Source organism: Mycobacterium sp. ACS1612, assembly GCF_001667505.1.
Taxonomy (GTDB): domain Bacteria; phylum Actinomycetota; class Actinomycetes; order Mycobacteriales; family Mycobacteriaceae; genus Mycobacterium.
Map to the genome: position 1 here is coordinate 88,423 of NZ_LZHZ01000037.1, position 15,562 is coordinate 103,984.

Annotated in this window: 15 protein-coding genes; 10 read left to right on the forward strand and 5 right to left on the reverse strand. The window is 64.3% G+C overall.

All coding sequences use genetic code 11. The annotated features are described in order from the left end of the window. Positions 1-55 precede the first annotated feature (55 nt). The 3 genes from A5724_RS17095 (at position 56) to A5724_RS17105 (ending at position 2,503) form a co-directional block, all read left to right on the forward strand. Positions 56-586 carry a DinB family protein gene (locus A5724_RS17095; protein WP_067804239.1) on the forward strand — a complete coding sequence of 177 codons (531 nt, stop codon included), beginning with the start codon at positions 56-58 and terminating at the stop codon, positions 584-586. Between the two features lie 2 nt (positions 587-588). After that, on the forward strand, positions 589-1,200 hold the full coding sequence (locus A5724_RS17100; RefSeq protein ID WP_067804242.1) for a DinB family protein: 612 nt from the start codon (positions 589-591) through the stop codon (positions 1,198-1,200). Between the two features lie 133 nt (positions 1,201-1,333). Further along, entirely contained in the window at positions 1,334-2,503 is a 1,170-nt protein-coding gene (locus A5724_RS17105; protein WP_067804245.1) for an acyl-CoA dehydrogenase family protein, read from the forward strand. A 16-nt stretch (positions 2,504-2,519) separates the two neighbouring features. Here the strand turns inward: A5724_RS17105 and A5724_RS17110 are convergent, their stop codons facing one another. Then, positions 2,520-3,116, reverse strand: coding sequence for a TetR/AcrR family transcriptional regulator (locus tag A5724_RS17110; RefSeq protein ID WP_067804248.1), 597 nt, complete (start codon positions 3,114-3,116; stop codon positions 2,520-2,522). A gap of 74 nt (positions 3,117-3,190) precedes the next feature. Here A5724_RS17110 and A5724_RS17115 point away from each other — a divergent pair, with 74 nt between their 5' ends. Continuing rightward, positions 3,191-4,180, forward strand: a complete 990-nt coding sequence (locus A5724_RS17115) for an oxygenase MpaB family protein (RefSeq protein ID WP_067804251.1) — start codon at positions 3,191-3,193, stop codon at positions 4,178-4,180. A gap of 63 nt (positions 4,181-4,243) precedes the next feature. On the opposite strand, the gene A5724_RS17120 is transcribed toward A5724_RS17115, so the two are convergent. Together A5724_RS17120 and A5724_RS17125 are read right to left on the reverse strand one after the other, a co-directional pair. Next, the gene (locus tag A5724_RS17120; RefSeq protein ID WP_067804254.1) at positions 4,244-4,516 is read right to left on the reverse strand and encodes a hypothetical protein; all 273 of its coding nucleotides are present in this window, start codon (positions 4,514-4,516) and stop codon (positions 4,244-4,246) included. Between the two features lie 93 nt (positions 4,517-4,609). Next, positions 4,610-5,911, reverse strand: a complete 1,302-nt coding sequence (locus A5724_RS17125) for an MFS transporter (RefSeq protein WP_067804603.1) — start codon at positions 5,909-5,911, stop codon at positions 4,610-4,612. A gap of 259 nt (positions 5,912-6,170) precedes the next feature. Here A5724_RS17125 and A5724_RS17130 point away from each other — a divergent pair, with 259 nt between their 5' ends. The 5 genes from A5724_RS17130 (at position 6,171) to A5724_RS17150 (ending at position 11,504) form a co-directional block, all read left to right on the forward strand. Then, positions 6,171-7,517 carry an AarF/ABC1/UbiB kinase family protein gene (locus A5724_RS17130; protein ID WP_067804257.1) on the forward strand — a complete coding sequence of 449 codons (1,347 nt, stop codon included), beginning with the start codon at positions 6,171-6,173 and terminating at the stop codon, positions 7,515-7,517. Beyond that, positions 7,518-8,450: an alpha/beta fold hydrolase gene (locus A5724_RS17135; protein WP_067804260.1), complete on the forward strand. Its 933-nt coding sequence runs from the start codon at positions 7,518-7,520 to the stop codon at positions 8,448-8,450. A 131-nt stretch (positions 8,451-8,581) separates the two neighbouring features. After that, on the forward strand, positions 8,582-9,451 hold the full coding sequence (locus tag A5724_RS17140; protein WP_067804261.1) for a cyclopropane mycolic acid synthase family methyltransferase: 870 nt from the start codon (positions 8,582-8,584) through the stop codon (positions 9,449-9,451). 165 nt (positions 9,452-9,616) lie between these two features. Then, positions 9,617-10,513: a cyclopropane mycolic acid synthase family methyltransferase gene (locus tag A5724_RS17145; protein ID WP_067804264.1), complete on the forward strand. Its 897-nt coding sequence runs from the start codon at positions 9,617-9,619 to the stop codon at positions 10,511-10,513. Between the two features lie 124 nt (positions 10,514-10,637). Continuing rightward, positions 10,638-11,504: a cyclopropane mycolic acid synthase family methyltransferase gene (locus A5724_RS17150; protein ID WP_067804606.1), complete on the forward strand. Its 867-nt coding sequence runs from the start codon at positions 10,638-10,640 to the stop codon at positions 11,502-11,504. Between the two features lie 58 nt (positions 11,505-11,562). On the opposite strand, the gene A5724_RS17155 is transcribed toward A5724_RS17150, so the two are convergent. Then, positions 11,563-13,077 (reverse strand): PE-PPE domain-containing protein, encoded by a 1,515-nt coding sequence (locus A5724_RS17155; RefSeq protein ID WP_082965091.1) that lies wholly within the window; start codon positions 13,075-13,077, stop codon positions 11,563-11,565. A 72-nt stretch (positions 13,078-13,149) separates the two neighbouring features. Then, complete coding sequence (locus A5724_RS17160; RefSeq protein ID WP_067804270.1) at positions 13,150-14,706, reverse strand: PE-PPE domain-containing protein; 1,557 nt, start codon at positions 14,704-14,706, stop codon at positions 13,150-13,152. Between the two features lie 154 nt (positions 14,707-14,860). On the opposite strand from A5724_RS17160, the gene A5724_RS17165 reads away from it, so the two are divergent. Further along, a complete protein-coding gene (locus A5724_RS17165) occupies positions 14,861-15,562 on the forward strand; it encodes a YciI family protein (protein WP_067804609.1) in 702 nt (233 codons plus the stop codon).

The following is a 15,562-nucleotide window of genomic DNA, read 5'->3' on the forward strand; positions in this document are numbered from 1 at the left end:
AGATTGTCACAGTTATAGGACAGAAACTGTCCTATATTGGTGTCACGCTACTCCCATGAGTGATGTGACGACCCAACTGGCCGACCAACTCGACTACCACTGGACGCACCAACTGCGACCCCGGCTCGACGGATTGACCGACGCCGAGTACTTCTGGCAACCGGTCCCGGCCTGCTGGACGGTGCACCAGGACGGCTCGATCGACTTCGCCCACCCCGCGCCGCAGCCAGCGCCGTTCACCACCATCGCGTGGCGGCTGGCCCACGTCATCGTCGGCGTCTTCGCGATGCGCAACCACTCTCATTTCGGTGGGCCGGTCGCCGACTACCAGTCGTGGCACTACGCAACCGACGCGCAGACCGCCCTGCAGCAACTCGACGACGCCTACCACGGTTGGATCACCGGAGTGCGGCGACTGGACGCAGCCGATCTGGCGCGCCCGATCGGCCCCGCGGAGGGCCCGTGGGCCGAGCACCCGATGTCGGAACTCGTCCTGCACATCAATCGCGAAGCCATCCACCACGGAGCCGAAATTGCTTGTATTAGAGATCTTTACGTGCACACCACCAAAAGAGAGGGAAAGTAGCCATGCCAGGAATGCCTCCGCCCGCCGTCGACGAGCGGCAGAGTTTGCTCGAGTTCCTGAAGTTCAACCAGAACGCGTTCTTCTCGGTGGCGTACGGACTGACCGATGAGCTGGCCCGGTCGACGCCGTCGGTCAGTGCACTGTCCATCGGTGGCCTGATCAAGCACGCCACGAGTGTGCAAAAGGGTTGGGTGCAACGGGCCGCGGCCGCGCCGGACTTCCCGCCGCGTGACGAACGGCCGATGGAGGAGATCATGGCCGAGTACGCCGACCAATACGTGATGCGCGACGACGAAACCCTCACCGGCCTGCTCGACGAATTGCGTAGGCAGAACGAGGAGACGCTGGGGGTGTTCGCCGAGGCCGATCTCGACACGCAGGTGCCGGTGCCGCATGAGGTGCCGTGGTTCCCGCACGACATCGACCACTGGTCGGTGCGCTGGGTCGCGCTGCACCTGATCGAGGAACTGACCCGGCACGCAGGGCACGCTGACATCATCCGCGAATCGATCGACCGCGCCACGATGTACGAGTTGATGGCCGCCTACGAGCAGTGGCCGGAGACCGATTTCATCAAGCGCTGGAGACCGACCGCCGACGTCACCGGTAGCTGACGGTCGCGATTTGCCGGCGCCGGTGTGGCGGCCCAACGTCGAAGCATTCGCAGTAAACATGGCGTCGACATTGTGGCGGACGTCACTACCGCCGGATTGAACGCGCACACTCGTTGTCAGGGTTTACCCGAGCATGACGACGACGATCGAACGCGACGCCTATCCCACCCAAGGCGAACTCGTGGCTCGGGCGGTGGAGTTGCAGCCGCTGTTGCGAAAAGCTCACGCCGACAGCGAAGTTCAGCGCAAGCAACCAGACGAGGTGATCGCGGCGCTCGTCGCGGCCGGCTTCTTCAGGCTCAACAAGCCGCGCAAATTCGGTGGATATCCGATCGATCTGCGGACCACTCTCCGGATCACCGAAATCCTTGCCGAGGCCGACGCCTCGGCCGGGTGGGTGGTGGGACTGGCTTCCACCGGCGCACGGGCAGCCACACGCGGATCCGAAGCCGTGCAGCAGGAGATCTTCGCCGATCCCGACGCCCGATTTGCAGGCACCGGCATGCCCTGTCCTGCCCAGCGGGTCGACGGCGGCCTGCGCGTGAGCGGTCGCTGGGGGTACGCATCGGGATCTCCCCACGCCACGTGGGCGGCCCTGGCAGTAACGGTCAGCGACGGTCCTGATCAGCCGCCCGAGCCTTACTTCTGCCTCGTGCCCGCCGCGGAGCTTCGACTGGAGGACACCTGGCACACCGTGGGGATGCGGGGCACGGGCAGCAATACGTATGTGGCGAACGACGTGTTCGTTCCCCAGCACCGGTTGATTCCGCTGGCCGCGCTGAGCGAGGGGTCGGCCAGCGGCGAGTTGCCGTTCGGGCAATTCGCGATGTTGCCGCTGGCCGGCACGCTGCTCGGGGTCGGGCGCGCGGCTCTCACGCTGGCCACCGAGCAGGCACCGCTGAAGTCGATGCACCAAACCTCCTTTGCCCGACAAAGCGATTCGGTCGGCGTACAAATTCAGATCGCACAAGCAGCGCTGAAACTCACGACCGCAAAGTTGCATGTCTACGGCATCGCCGATGACCTCGACACCATCGTCGCGAAACGGTTCGATCTTTCCTACGAAGACCGGGCGCGGGCGCGAGCCCAGTGCGGCTATGCCGCACAACAGGTGCTGGAAGCCATTCAGATCTTGCTGAACGTCCACGGCGCAGCCTCTTTCGCCGAAAGCAGCCTGATGCAGCAGTACTGGCGGGACGCCAATACCGCCGCGCGCCATGCGGGGCTGAACGAATTCGTCGGCTACGAGATCTTCGGCAAGGCCCTGCTCGGCGTTCCGGAGCGCATCAGCATGATGCTCTGATACCGCGCGCGGGCTACTACCGCAACACGAAGTCGAGGGCATGGGCGACGACGCGATCGAGGTCGTCGCCCAAATGCCCGGCAAGCCACTGCTGAGCCAGTTCGGCCATCGCGCCGGTGTACATCGCCGCAGTCACCTCCGCTGCCACCGGATCCGAACCCGGATGCAACCGGAAACCTTCGGTCAGCACGCTCTCGCGCAGCGAGTCCTGCGTCGCCGCCCGCCGCGCCTGCAGCACCGGGTTTGCCCTCGCGTCGGTGAACAGCACCCGGCCCCGTCGCGGATCGGCCGACGAGAAACCCAGCACTGCCGCGATGCCCGCGCGGGTGCGCCCCCGCAGCGAGTCACCCGCTTGGCCGATGGCCGCCTCGACCTCCACTGCGAGCTGCCCGCTCACGTCGTCGTATACCGCGCCGAGCAGATCGTCTACGCCGGAGAAGCTTTCGTAGAAGTAGCGGGTATTGAGCCCGCACTCGCGGCACACCGAGCGCACCGAGACCGCGGCCTCGCCCCCGTCACCGAACAACCGGAACGCCGCGTCGACCAGCAGCACACGCCGTTCGGCGCGGCGGTCCTTGATCGGCACGCCTGCCCACCGGGTCGGGCTCGACATCCCCACAGCCTAGATCTGGTCACGCCTGTGCCCAAAATGTATTCTGGCTACAGCTGTAACCAGAAAGGGTTGACGTGTTCCTTCCGCACCAGTTCGTCGGGCAACTGCTGAACGACCGGTTCGACCAGACCGTCCGCAAGAACTTCTTCCGCGGCATGGACTTCGCCGCGCCGGTCGGCGACCCCGGATGGTTCGGCCCTGGCAGCGCCGTCTGGCACGTGCACTCGCACATGCACGCGGTGATCTTCGGGTTGCAGTGCGCGGCCTATCTGGAGCGGCTCGACCCGTCGATCTACTGGATGGGCATGCACCACTCGCGGCTGGTGAAGCGCGACGACGACGGAACCGCGATACCGGAGATCGATCCCAAGGGCGCCGCGGTGCGCCTCGGACATTCGGTGGCGTTCTTCATCGGCACGGCGTACGGGTCGACGGAGACCGCCGAACGGCTGGCGCAGACCGTGCGCGCCATGCACCACACCATCAAGGGCACCAGGCCCGACGGCGCGCGCTACGACGCCGACGATCCCGAGTGGCTGCGCTGGAACTACGCAACGGTGGTGTGGGGGCTGGCCACCGCACACGAGCTGTATCACCCGAACCCGTTGCGCGGCAAGAAACTCGACCGGTACTACGGCGAGTTCGTCCGGGTCGGCCACGCGCTCGGCGGTACCGACCTGCCCGCCACCAAGGCCGAGACGCTGGCATGCCTGAAGTCCTACCTGCCCCGGCTTGCGGTCACGCACGGCACGGCGATGGCCACCGGCCCGAATGTGCCGTTGCCGCATAGCGTCATCGATTGGGCGATCCGCGACACCATGCCCCGGTGGGCAAAGCAACTCATCCAGCATCGCGACCCCAATGTCGTCGAGCGCACCGCACGCCGGGCGGCGGTGTGGTCGGTGATCAACGGGCTGAGCGTGGTGTCCGGCCCGACGCCGGAATTCCGGCAAGCCAAGGCACGGGTCAAGGCGGGCACCACCGTCCCACACACCGTCCCGACGCATGTGCCCGGCAGCGACCCCGAGCTCAGCCGCGCCGAGGTCGAGCTGACCTTCGCCTGATACGCCAAATACACTGAACCCCTTCTCGATACGTCGAGAAGGGGTTCAGTGTGTGTGCCCGCATCAGCTGCCGTGACGCCACCCGAAATCGTGATCGCGGTGGTGGTGCCAGCCCCAGAAATCCCAGAAAAAGGGGCGGAACTCGCGGTAGAAGTCGCGCGAGTCGTGGCCAGGCCGGTACTCCGTAGAGTAGCCACCGCTGGGGTGATCCGACGGGCCGGGGTCGGCATTGGCGGCGGCGGCCAATCCCATTGCGGCACCGCCCAGGATGCCTGCGGCGGCGATCGGGCCGACAACGAACCGGGCGAAGAACCGTGACTTGGTGGTGGTGTTCATTTGAATTCTCCTGTGTGAGTTGGTGTTTGGTTGTCCGTGACGGTGTCACATCAACGAAACTACGGACCGGGAATGACGGTGTCGCGGTTGTGCTCACAACACGCGCTGTTGGCGATCTCCACGTTTTGCGCATTGTGCTCGCACTTGTTGCAGCGGAACACCTTTCGTCTCAGGCAGGGCCGCGGCGCACACCAGGCTGACCACGACGACGGCGGCCATCATGGCGCCCACGGCGGGCACACCCCACGCCGCCTGAAGGGGTGCGGCGGCAACGGTCGGCACGGCGCCGCCCACCAACCCCGCGAGGTTGAGCGACAGGCCCGCACCGCTGTAGCGATACCGCGTGCCGAAGATCTCCGGGATGAACGCCGCCATCGGGCCGTAGGAACTGGCGGCGACCGCATACGTGCCCGCCATCGCCAACGCGAACAACGCGGCGTTGCCCGTGTCGATCAGTGGAAGCACCAGGAACGCCCACGGGACCCCGACGACCAGCGCGGCGATGATGACCCGCCTGCGGCCGAAGGTGTCGCTCAGCACGGCGCTCAGGGCGTTGAACACCACCACGACGACGCCGCCGAGCAGACCGACCGCGAGGATCAGGTCCGGCGAAAAGCCAACGTGGGTATGGGCGTAGTTCATCAGGTAGGCGTTGGCCATGTAGCCAAGTGCGAAGAACCCGATCATGCTTCCCGCGGCCAGCACCACCTCGCGGCGCTGTTCGCGCAACAGCGCCGCCAATGGCGTGCCCGAGTGAGGTTTCTGTTCGGCGAAGACGGGCGTCTCCGCGACGTTCAACCGGACGTACAACGCGATAGCGATCAGCACCGCGCTGAACAAGAACGGAATGCGCCAGCCCCAGTCGAGGAAGGCGGAACTCGACTCCCCGACCGTCTTGTTCACCGCCAGGAACAGCAGGCTGCTCATCACCAGGCCACTGCCGACGCCCATCTGGGTGAACATCCCGTAGCGCCCGCGGGCGTGGGCCGGTGCGTACTCGGCGGACAACAACGCGGCGCCGGCCCATTCACCCCCGACCGCGAAGCCCTGCACGAGGCGCAGGGTCAGCAGGATCAGCGGTGCGGCCATGCCGATGGTCGCTGTGCCGGGCACCAGCCCCACAGTCAGCGTGGATAGACCCATCGTCAGCAACGTGGCGATCAGCGTGGACTTGCGGCCGAGGCGGTCGCCGAAGTGTCCGAAGAACGCCGCGCCCAACGGCCGGGACACGAACGCCGCGGCGAAGGTCGCCATGGACGCGACCGTGGCCAAGGCGGTGCCCAGGTGCGGGAAGAACACTTTCGGAAACACCAGCGCGGCGGCGGTGCCGTAGATGTAGAAGTCGTAGTACTCGATGGCGGACCCGACGAAGCTGGCGGCAGCGACCCGCCGCATTCCCGGTATCAGCATGGCCATATTCGCTCCTCAGACGTAGTTTTCGTCCGAAGCTATGGATTAGCTGCCGCCAAGTCGCGGTTGTGCGCACTGTCCGGGTAACCAGCGTTCTCGACGTTCTGCGCATTTCGCCGAAACGGCATTCCGGGACGAAAAGTGCGAGAAGAGGCGTGCTGGAATGCCGTTTCGGCGCCAGCAGGACTGTGAGCCGCTGCACACGATTTTTACTCGTCAACCCGCCGTTTGAGACACTGCAACCATGAGTACGACTAGACACCGCGAGGTGGCCAAGTTGGACCGGGTGCCGTTGCCGGTCGAGGCCGCCCGGATCGGCGCGACGGGTTGGCAGATAACCCGCACTGGCGCGCGAGTCGTCACCAAGCTCGCCGGTAAGGGCTCGTTGCAGCAGAAGATCATCAAGGAAATCCCGAAGGCATTCGCCGATCTCGGCCCGACCTACGTCAAGTTCGGCCAGATCATCGCGTCCAGCCCGGGTGCGTTCGGCGAACAGATGAGCCGCGAGTTCCGCGGCCTGCTCGATGCTGTCCCACCGGCCGACGCCGACGAAGTCCATAAGCTGTTCCGCGAGGAACTCGGCGACGAGCCGAGCAAGCTGTTCAAGACCTTCGAGGAGAAGCCGTTCGCCTCGGCCTCCATCGCGCAGGTGCACTACGCGACGCTGCACAGCGGCGAAGAGGTCGTGGTCAAGATCCAGCGGCCGGGCATCCGCCGCCGGGTCGCCGCGGACCTGCAGATCCTCAAACGCGGCGCGCAGATCGTCGAGCTGGCCAAGCTGGGCAGGCGGTTGTCCGCCCAGGACGTCGTCGCCGACTTCTCCGACAACCTCGCCGAGGAGCTGGACTTCCGGCTGGAGGCGCAGTCGATGGACGCCTGGGTGTCGCACATGCATGCGTCGCCGCTGGGCAAGAACATCCGGGTGCCGCAGGTCTATTGGGACCTGACGAGCGAGCGGGTGCTGACGATGGAGCGCGTCGGCGGCATCCGCATCGACGACGCGGCCGCCATCCGCAAGGCTGGCTTCGACGGCACTGAACTGGTCAAGGCGTTGCTGTTCAGCGTCTTCGAGGGCGGTCTGCGGCACGGGCTGTTCCACGGGGACCTGCACGCGGGCAACCTGTACGTCGACCCCGACGGCAAGATCGTGTTCTTCGACTTCGGCATCATGGGCCGCATCGACCCCCGCACCCGTTGGCTGCTGAGGGAATTGGTGTACGCGCTGCTGGTCAAGAAGGACCACGCCGCGGCGGGCAAGATCGTCGTGCTGATGGGCGCCGTGGGGACGATGAAGCCTGAGGCGGAGGCCGCCAAGGACCTGGAGAAGTTCGCCACCCCGCTGACCATGAAGTCGCTCGGCGATATGAGCTACGCCGAAATCGGGCGCCAGCTTTCGGCTTTGGCCGACGCCTACGACGTGAAGCTGCCCCGCGAACTGGTGCTGATAGGCAAGCAGTTCCTCTACGTCGAGCGCTACATGAAGCTGCTGGCGCCAAAGTGGCAGATGATGTCCGACCCGCAGTTGACGGGCTACTTCGCCAACTTCATGGTCGAGGTCAGCCGCGAACACACCGAAGAAGTCGAGGCCTAAGTGGAAATTCGTTCCGGCACAGCACGGAGCCGAATCTCCGGCGACCACGCGCCGGGGTCCGGTGATCTCGAGATCTACTACGAGGACATGGGCGATCCCAACGATCCCGCCGTCCTGCTGATCATGGGCCTTGGCGCGCAATTGTTGTTGTGGCGCACCGACTTCTGCGAGAAGCTCGTCGATCAGGGCCTGCGGGTTATCCGCTACGACAACCGCGACGTCGGCCTGTCGTCCAAGGTCAGGCATCAACACTCCGGCATGCCTCTGCCGATGCGGATGGTTCGCTCATTCCTGGGGCTGAAGAGCCCGGCGCCCTACACGCTGGAGGATCTCGCCGACGATGCCGCCGCGCTGCTGGACCACCTGCAGATCGACAGCGCGCACATCGTCGGCGCCTCGATGGGCGGCATGATCGCGCAGGTGTTCGCGGCGGTGCACAGCGCGCGCACCAAGACGCTCGCGGTCATCTTCTCCAGCAACAACCAACCGCTGCTGCCGCCGCCGGGAACCAGGCAGTTGCTCGCCATCCTGCAAAAACCCAAGGAGGCGACGCGCGAGGCGATCGTCGAGAACACGATCCGGGTCACGCGCATCACCGGCAGCCCCGGTTATCCACCGCCGGAGGACCGGATCCGCGCCGAGGCAATTGAAGGTTACGACCGGTCCTACTACCCCGCAGGCGTCGGCAGGCATTTCGCCGCGATCCTCGGCAGCGGCAGCCTGCTCGGCTATGACCGTCAGATCAGCGCCCCGACCGTCGTCATCCACGGCAAGGCCGACAAGCTGATGCGACCGTTTGGCGGTCGCGCCGTCGCCCGCGCCATCAGAGGCGCCCGGTTGGTGCTGTTCGACGGCATGGGTCACGATCTGCCCCGCGAATTGTGGGACGACATCGTCGGCGAGTTGAAGACCACTTTCGCCGAAGCCTGGTAACGGTTAGCACACCTTGCCAGTACGACGGAGAAATTTTGGTCGCGTACGCTCTTTGAGGTCGAGTGCTTCAGGGCTTGAATACCCTCAACGGCGACACCGCTGGGTTCTGAACTGCCAGGAAGGCATCATCCATGGCTGACAAAGCCGAATTGACGCCGCATTTCGCGGACGTCCAGGCTCATTACGACCTGTCCGACGAGTTCTTCCGGTTGTGGCTGGACCCCAGCCAGACGTACAGCTGCGCGTACTTCGAACGCGACGACATGACGCTGGAAGAAGCCCAGCTCGCGAAGATCGATCTGGCGTTGGGCAAGCTCGGGCTGCAGCCGGGCATGACGCTGCTCGACGTCGGATGCGGTTGGGGTTCGACGATGATGCGCGCCATCGAGCGGTACGACGTCAACGTCATCGGGTTAACGCTGAGCGAAAACCAAATGGCGCATGTGCAGACAATTTTCGCGGCGTCTGACAGTCCGCGCAGCAAGCGGGTGCTGCTTCAGGGTTGGGAGCAGTTCGACGAACCCGTCGACCGGATCGTGTCGATCGGCGCGTTCGAGCACTTCGGTTTCGACCGCTACGACGACTTCTTCAAGCTGGCCTATGGCCTGCTTCCCGACGACGGCGTGATGCTGCTGCACACCATCACGGGGCTGACGTTTCCCCAGATGGCCGAGCGCGGTATTCCGCTCACCTTCGATGTCGCCCGGTTCGTGAAATTCATCGTCACCGAGATCTTCCCCGGCGGACGGATCCCGTCGATCGAAAAGGTCGAGCAGCATTCGGCCAATGCCGGCTTCGAGCTGACCCGTCGCCAGTCGCTGCAATCGCACTACGCCAGAACCCTGGACTGCTGGGCCGAGGCGCTGCAGGCGCACAAGGACGAGGCGATCGCCGTGCAGTCCGAAGAGGTCTATGAACGCTACCTGCACTACTTGACCGGTTGCGCGAAGGGTTTCCGGGTCGGCTACATCGACGTCAACCAATTCACCCTGCAGAAGTAGCCGGATTTCAGTCCTGACCCTGCAAAACGTTAGGGTGTCAGGCTTGAGACGCGTGTTCGCACGTCGATGGACTGTGCCAGGGGTACGGTCGCAGCAATACTGATACGTGAACGGCTGCTTGCCGCAGCACCAATGGGTCACGACGGAAGGCCAAGCAGGGGAAATATGTCTGACAACTCATCCGGCACCAAGGACATGACGCCGCATTTCGAGGACATTCAGGCGCACTACGACTTGTCCGACGACTTCTTCGGCGTGTTCCAGGACCCGACCCGCAAGTACAGCTGCGCGTACTTCACCGGGCCCAATGTGACGCTGTCGGAGGCCCAGATCGCCAACGTCGACCAGCACCTCGACAAGCTCGACCTGAAGCCGGGCATGACGCTGCTGGAGGTCGGCTGTGGTTGGGGCCTGACGCTGCAGCGGGCGATGGAGAAGTACGACGTCAACGTCATCGGCCTCACGCTGAGCAAGAACCAGAAGGCGTACTGCGACCAGCTGCTCTCCAAGATCGACACGAACCGGACGTTCGACGTGCGGCTGGAGGGTTGGGAGCAGTTCCACAGCCCGGTCGACCGGATCGTGTCGATCGAGGCCTTCGAGCACTTCGGCTTCGAGCGCTACGACGACTTCTTCAAGACCTGCTTTGACATCCTGCCCGACGACGGCCGGATGACCATTCAGAGCAGTGTCGGCTACCACCCGTACGACCTCGCCGAGCGCGGCAAGAAGCTGACGTTCGAGCTGGCCCGGTTCATCAAGTTCATGATCACCGAGATCTTCCCGGGTGGCCGGATTCCGACGACGCAGATGATGATCGAGCACGGCGAGAAGGCCGGCTTCGTCGTGCCGGAGCCGATCTCGCTGCGCAACCACTACATCAAGACCCTCGGCATCTGGGCGGACCGCCTAGAGCGCAACAAGGAAGCGGCGATCGCTGCGACCGATGAGGAGAACTACCACCGGTACATGCGCTACCTGAAGGGCTGCCAGTTCTACTTCATCGACGACAGCATCGATGTCAGCCTTGTGACATACCTGAAGCCGGGTGCGGCAGCCTAGTTGCAACTCCGTTAGCAAATCCCCCGGCGTGTGGCGCGCGCGGGGGATTTGCGGTTATATACCTTGAAATCAAGGTCGAGGGAGGTAGCGGGCGGTGTCGGAATCGGCAGTCATCTCGGAGAAGATGCGCAAGAACTTCCACAACATCGGCGCCCACTACGACCTCTCCGATGACTTCTTCGGACTGTTTCAGGACCCCAGCAGGATTTACTCGTGCGCCTATTTCGAGCCCGAGGATTTGAGCCTGGAGGAGGCCCAGCACGCGAAGGTCGACCTGCACCTCGACCGGCTGCAGTTGGAGCCCGGCATGACGGTGCTCGACATCGGATGTGGCTGGGGCTCAACGCTGAAACGCGCAATCGAGCGACACGACGTCAACGTTGTCGGCCTCACGTTGAGCCGCAACCAGCATGCGGCCAGCGTGAAACTGCTCGACGAAATCGACACCGACCGCAGCAGGCGAATTTTGCTGCGCGGCTGGGAGGAGTTCGACGAGCCGGTCGACCGGATCCTGTCGATCGAGGCGTTCGAGCATTTCGGATTCGAACGCTACGACGAGTTCTTCAAGAAGTGTTTTTCGATCCTGCCCAAAGACGGCCGGATGACCATCCAGAGCAACATCAGCTACCATCCCGACGAGTTCCGGGCGCGCGGCATCCCGCTGTCGATCGATGTGCTCAAGTTCATCAAGTTCATGGTGACGGACATCTTCCCCGGCGCGCGCCTGCCGTCGACGCAGATGATGCGGACCCATGGCGAGGCGGCCGGGTTCAGCGTCGACGACGTGATGTCGCTGCGGTTGCACTACGTGCGAACGTTGACGCTGTGGGCGGATGCGCTGGAGGCCAACAAGGCCCGGGCGATCGCACTGCAGTCCGAGACGGTCTACGAGAACTACATGAAATACCTGCGGGGCTGCGCGCAGAAGTTCGCCGACGAGTACATCGACGTCCATCTAGTCACGTACCTGAAGCCGGGCGCCGCGGCCTGAGCCCGCACAAGGAAATCCCCCGCCACTGCCTGATGTGACGGGGGATTGGCTTATCGGGTTAGGCCGCGGCCGTATCCGAATCCGCATCGTTGGTATCGGGTTCGGCCTTCTTCTCGTTGTCGACCTTCTTGTCGGCCTTTTTCTTGTCGGCCTTCTTCTTGTCGGCCTTCTTCTTGTCGCTGGCCTTCTTCGTGTCGACCTTCTTGTCAACCGTGTTCCCGTCGGCCTTCGTCTCGTCGGCTTGCTTCTCGTCGGTCACGGACTCAGGCTTCGCCTCCGTCACCGCGGTGGTCTGCTCGACGGCGGACGTCGTGTCCTTGACCACGGTCAGCTTGTGCGCCGAGCGCTTGTTCTCGGGCGGCTCCGTCGAATCCGGCTCCACTGTCGGCTCCGTCGTTTCCTGCGTCCTCGCCAGCGTCGACATGGTCAGCGTCTCCGGAGGGTTCAGCGGCGGAGGTCCACCGTTGAGCGCCTGCTGGATGCCCTCCGGGATGTCTTGGATCAGGTCGACGGCCAGCTTGATCGGGTTGAAGATCGGGATCAGCCGGAACGTGGTCGGCTGGCCGTACGGAATCGAGCGGTCGTAACCGGTTTGCTCGATGATGTCCCGCAGTGCGGGTTCGAACAAATCCGCAACGAAACCGAGGCCGATCATGTGCAGGGGCACCAACATCGGCAGCACCCGCGGGGCGACGGTGATGTAGCGGGTGTCGTTGTATTGCTGCACGTTGACGATGTCAGGGTTCGTCGCGGCGTAGCCCTCAGGGTTGTCCATGATCGCCTGCCACTGCTCCTGCGTCCAGCCGCCGACCAAGCCCGTCGGCGAGTTGCCTTCAGGGTTCGGATAGGTGCCGTGGACGATCCCCAGACCCGGACCGCCGATCAAGGCGTTGAACATTGCGAGCGGGTTGGTCACGACCAGCGGTGCGTCGGCGATGATGTCCCACTTCAACGCGATGTCGTCGGTCTCCATCGAGGTGTTGGTGGGTGTCACTGGGCCGTAAGGGAATTCGACGATCGGGAGCGTCAACGGAAGGCGGCCGTTGAGGCCGCCGTTAGGCCGCGACACGTTGCCGATGATGTCCCACTTCACGAACGCCTGCTGCTCGGGTGTCAGCTGCTCGGCGAGGCGTTGCTTCTCGATCGAGGCGATCGCGGCGCTCTGCGAGTAGCCGAAGATCACCAGCTGGTTGTCGGCGCTCAATGTCGCGAGCCGCGGCTGCACCTCCGCGTCGAGGTCCTCGACGCCCTCGTTGACCGAATCCTGCCACGTAAGGGCGGACAACCCGCCATACAGTGGCCACGCCTCCGAGGGGGTGACGACCGCAAGGGGGTTGCATTGCACCGTCGGATCCGTGCACGGAGTGTTCGTCAAGATGTAGTAGCTCATGACATTCGGGACGTAGCCGGGCTCCGCGTCAGGGTCGGGAGTCCCGCTGCCGCCCATGATCAGCACCGTCGCTGTCGAGGCGGCAAGCGAGATGGCCGACGTGAACGCCGCGGCCACACCAAGGACGACCGTGCTGAGCAGAGCCAGCACCACAAGGAGAATTGACCGCACCGATTTACGCATGCGTCAACCATCACACGCGGCAGTTGGCTAAGTGGCCGAAACTACTCAAAAAGTTTGCCGGAATGGCGTGGGTCAGGCCGCCGCCTTGCCCGCGTCCGACTTGTCGGCTTCGGTCTTCTTCTCCGACTTCGCGGCCTTCTTCTTGTCGGCCTTCTCGGTCTTCTTGTCGGCCCTCTCGGCCTTCTCGGTCTTCTTGTCGTCGGTCTTCTTGTCGTCGGTCTTCTTGGCGTCGGTCTTGTCCTCATCGGACTTCTTCTCGTCCGCCGTCGACTCCGGTTTCGTCGCGGGTGTTTCCTCGGACGCCGCCGACGTCTTCTCAGGCTCGTCGGTCGACTGCTGCGCCACGGTGTCGGTGTCGTTGTCTTTAACCGCCGTCAGCTTCGTGGTCAGTTGCTTCTTGTCGGTCGGCTCGACCGTTTCGGTGGTCTTCGCTGCCGCCAGCGTCGACAGCGGCGCGGGGGTGACGGGCGCCTGCACCGCAGGGGCGAGGTTCGGAGCCAGCCCACCGAGGTCCTTGACGAACGCCTGGATGCCCTGCACCGTGGCGGCAACCAGCTTCACGCCCACTGCAGGCCAGTTTTGAATCGGGTTGAACGGCAACGGCGAAAGCCACCGCTCCTTGCCCGGATCGCCGCTGAAGTCGTAGCCGAGGTCGATCAGCACCTTCAGCACCGGCGAGACCAGATCCGCGACCGGCTTGGCCACCGGCTGCAGCGGAGCGGGAACCGCTGCCATGACCGCATTCACGATCGGCAGGCTCTTCGCCGGAATCATGTAGTACTTGTTGCCGTTCGCGTCGACGCGGCAGTTCGGGCCCGGGCACGGCCCGGCCAAAATGGTCTGTAGCTGCGCATCCGGATAGCCATACGCGATCGGATCGGTTGGCCCGTTCCCGTTGGGCGTCAGGTAGTAGCCGTGCACGCTGTCGAACGCCGCCAACGCGTTCAGCATCGTCAACGGGTTACCCCAGAATGTGGGGGCGTACATGACGGGGTCGTACTGGAACCCGATGCTGGTGATCGGAATCCCGGTATTGGTCGGCATTTTCGGACCGAATGTGATGTTCAGGAACGGGATCGTCGGCAGGAAGCCCAGACGCGTGAAGATTCCGCCGTCGGGATTGAAGGCGTTGCCGATCGTGACCGCTTGGATGCGGGCGCGCTGCTCCGGCGTGAGGTCACCGAGATTGCCGAGCTCATCGGAGACAACCGCACCGCCTTGCGAGTAGCCGAAGATGACGACATCGTCCGTAGTGTTGTCGAGCAGGTTCCTCAGTGCAGAGTCAAGGTTTTGCACACCCGTGCCGACCGACTTGTTCCAGGTGTCGCACTTGAACCCGGGACACCAGTTGCCGATGAAACCCAAGGGGTAAAACGACGCCGGGTAGTTGATGCCGTCAAGGGTGCACGAGGCGTCAGTGCACGTGGTGAACGGGGCCAAATAGCGGCTGCGGGCGTTCTCCATGTAGTCGGTCACGTTGTTCGCGTTCGGTGTGCCCGTCCCCGGCACGATGAGTGCCGTTGTGGCGCCAAGGGCGAATGCCGCCACGAAGGCCGACGAGATGCCGAGAACGGTCGAGGTGAGCAGGGCCAGCAGAACAAGGGCGAAGGCGCGTGCCGTCTTACGCATGGGTAAACGATCACATAGTTAGCGAGGCTCGGTAGCGGAACAATGAATTTGCTTCCGCAAAATTCCCTGTGATGTCGGATTCGCGCGGCGCCGTTCGTCGGACGGGTAGAAAGTGGAGCAGACGGCTCCGCTCCGCGACAGGAAGGTGACCCTCATGCACTACCTAGCACTGCTGCTCGGCGAGCCCACCACACCGCTGACCCCCGACGAACAGGCCGCCGGAATGGCGGCATATCAGGCGTTCCACGCCAAGGCCGGATCGGCGATCCTGGCGGGCGATGCACTGACCCCGTCGGCGATGGGTGTGCGCATCACGGGCGGCCCCGATGCGCCGACGGTGACCGACGGCCCATTCGCCGAAGGCGCCGAGGTGGCCTGCGGCTACTACATATTCGAGGCCGACAATCTCGACGAGGCGCTGGCGTTGGCACGAGACGTCCCGGCCGCGCAGCACGGCGCCGTCGAGGTTCGACCGATCTACCACACCTTCGATCCGGCGTGGTCGGTCTCCGGCGCGCAATGGTTGGCGCTGCTGCTGGAACCACCCGCATCCGCCCACACACCGGGTACTTCCGAGTGGCAAGCCGAAGCCGACCGGCATGGCGAATTCGCGGCTGCCGCAGGCGACCACATCGTGGCAGGCGCCGCGCTGCACGAGCCGGCGTCGGCGACGACGGTGCGTGTCCGCGACAGCAAGGTGCTGCTGACCGACGGCCCGTTCCCGGAGAGCGCCGAGATCGCCACCGGCTTCTACCTGCTGTCGGCCTCCGACCGCGACGAGGCCGTCAAGGTCGCGTCGATGATCCCGGGGACAACGGTGGAGCTTCGGCAACTCATGGGCGTTTCGGGGCTGTAA

Coding starts and splice junctions, on each gene's coding strand:
- A5724_RS17110 (WP_067804248.1), bottom strand. CDS start 3,116: ATGTCGAGCCCGACCCGGTGGGCAGGCGTGCCGATCAAGGACCGCCGC.
- A5724_RS17125 (WP_067804603.1), bottom strand. CDS start 5,911: ATGCGGCGGGTCGCTGCCGCCAGCTTCGTCGGGTCCGCCATCGAGTAC.
- A5724_RS17130 (WP_067804257.1), top strand. CDS start 6,171: ATGAGTACGACTAGACACCGCGAGGTGGCCAAGTTGGACCGGGTGCCG.
- A5724_RS17120 (WP_067804254.1), bottom strand. CDS start 4,516: ATGAACACCACCACCAAGTCACGGTTCTTCGCCCGGTTCGTTGTCGGC.
- A5724_RS17145 (WP_067804264.1), top strand. CDS start 9,617: ATGTCTGACAACTCATCCGGCACCAAGGACATGACGCCGCATTTCGAG.
- A5724_RS17105 (WP_067804245.1), top strand. CDS start 1,334: ATGACGACGACGATCGAACGCGACGCCTATCCCACCCAAGGCGAACTC.
- A5724_RS17155 (WP_082965091.1), bottom strand. CDS start 13,077: ATGCGTAAATCGGTGCGGTCAATTCTCCTTGTGGTGCTGGCTCTGCTC.
- A5724_RS17140 (WP_067804261.1), top strand. CDS start 8,582: ATGGCTGACAAAGCCGAATTGACGCCGCATTTCGCGGACGTCCAGGCT.
- A5724_RS17165 (WP_067804609.1), top strand. CDS start 14,861: ATGCACTACCTAGCACTGCTGCTCGGCGAGCCCACCACACCGCTGACC.
- A5724_RS17150 (WP_067804606.1), top strand. CDS start 10,638: ATGCGCAAGAACTTCCACAACATCGGCGCCCACTACGACCTCTCCGAT.
- A5724_RS17160 (WP_067804270.1), bottom strand. CDS start 14,706: ATGCGTAAGACGGCACGCGCCTTCGCCCTTGTTCTGCTGGCCCTGCTC.
- A5724_RS17100 (WP_067804242.1), top strand. CDS start 589: ATGCCAGGAATGCCTCCGCCCGCCGTCGACGAGCGGCAGAGTTTGCTC.
- A5724_RS17095 (WP_067804239.1), top strand. CDS start 56: ATGAGTGATGTGACGACCCAACTGGCCGACCAACTCGACTACCACTGG.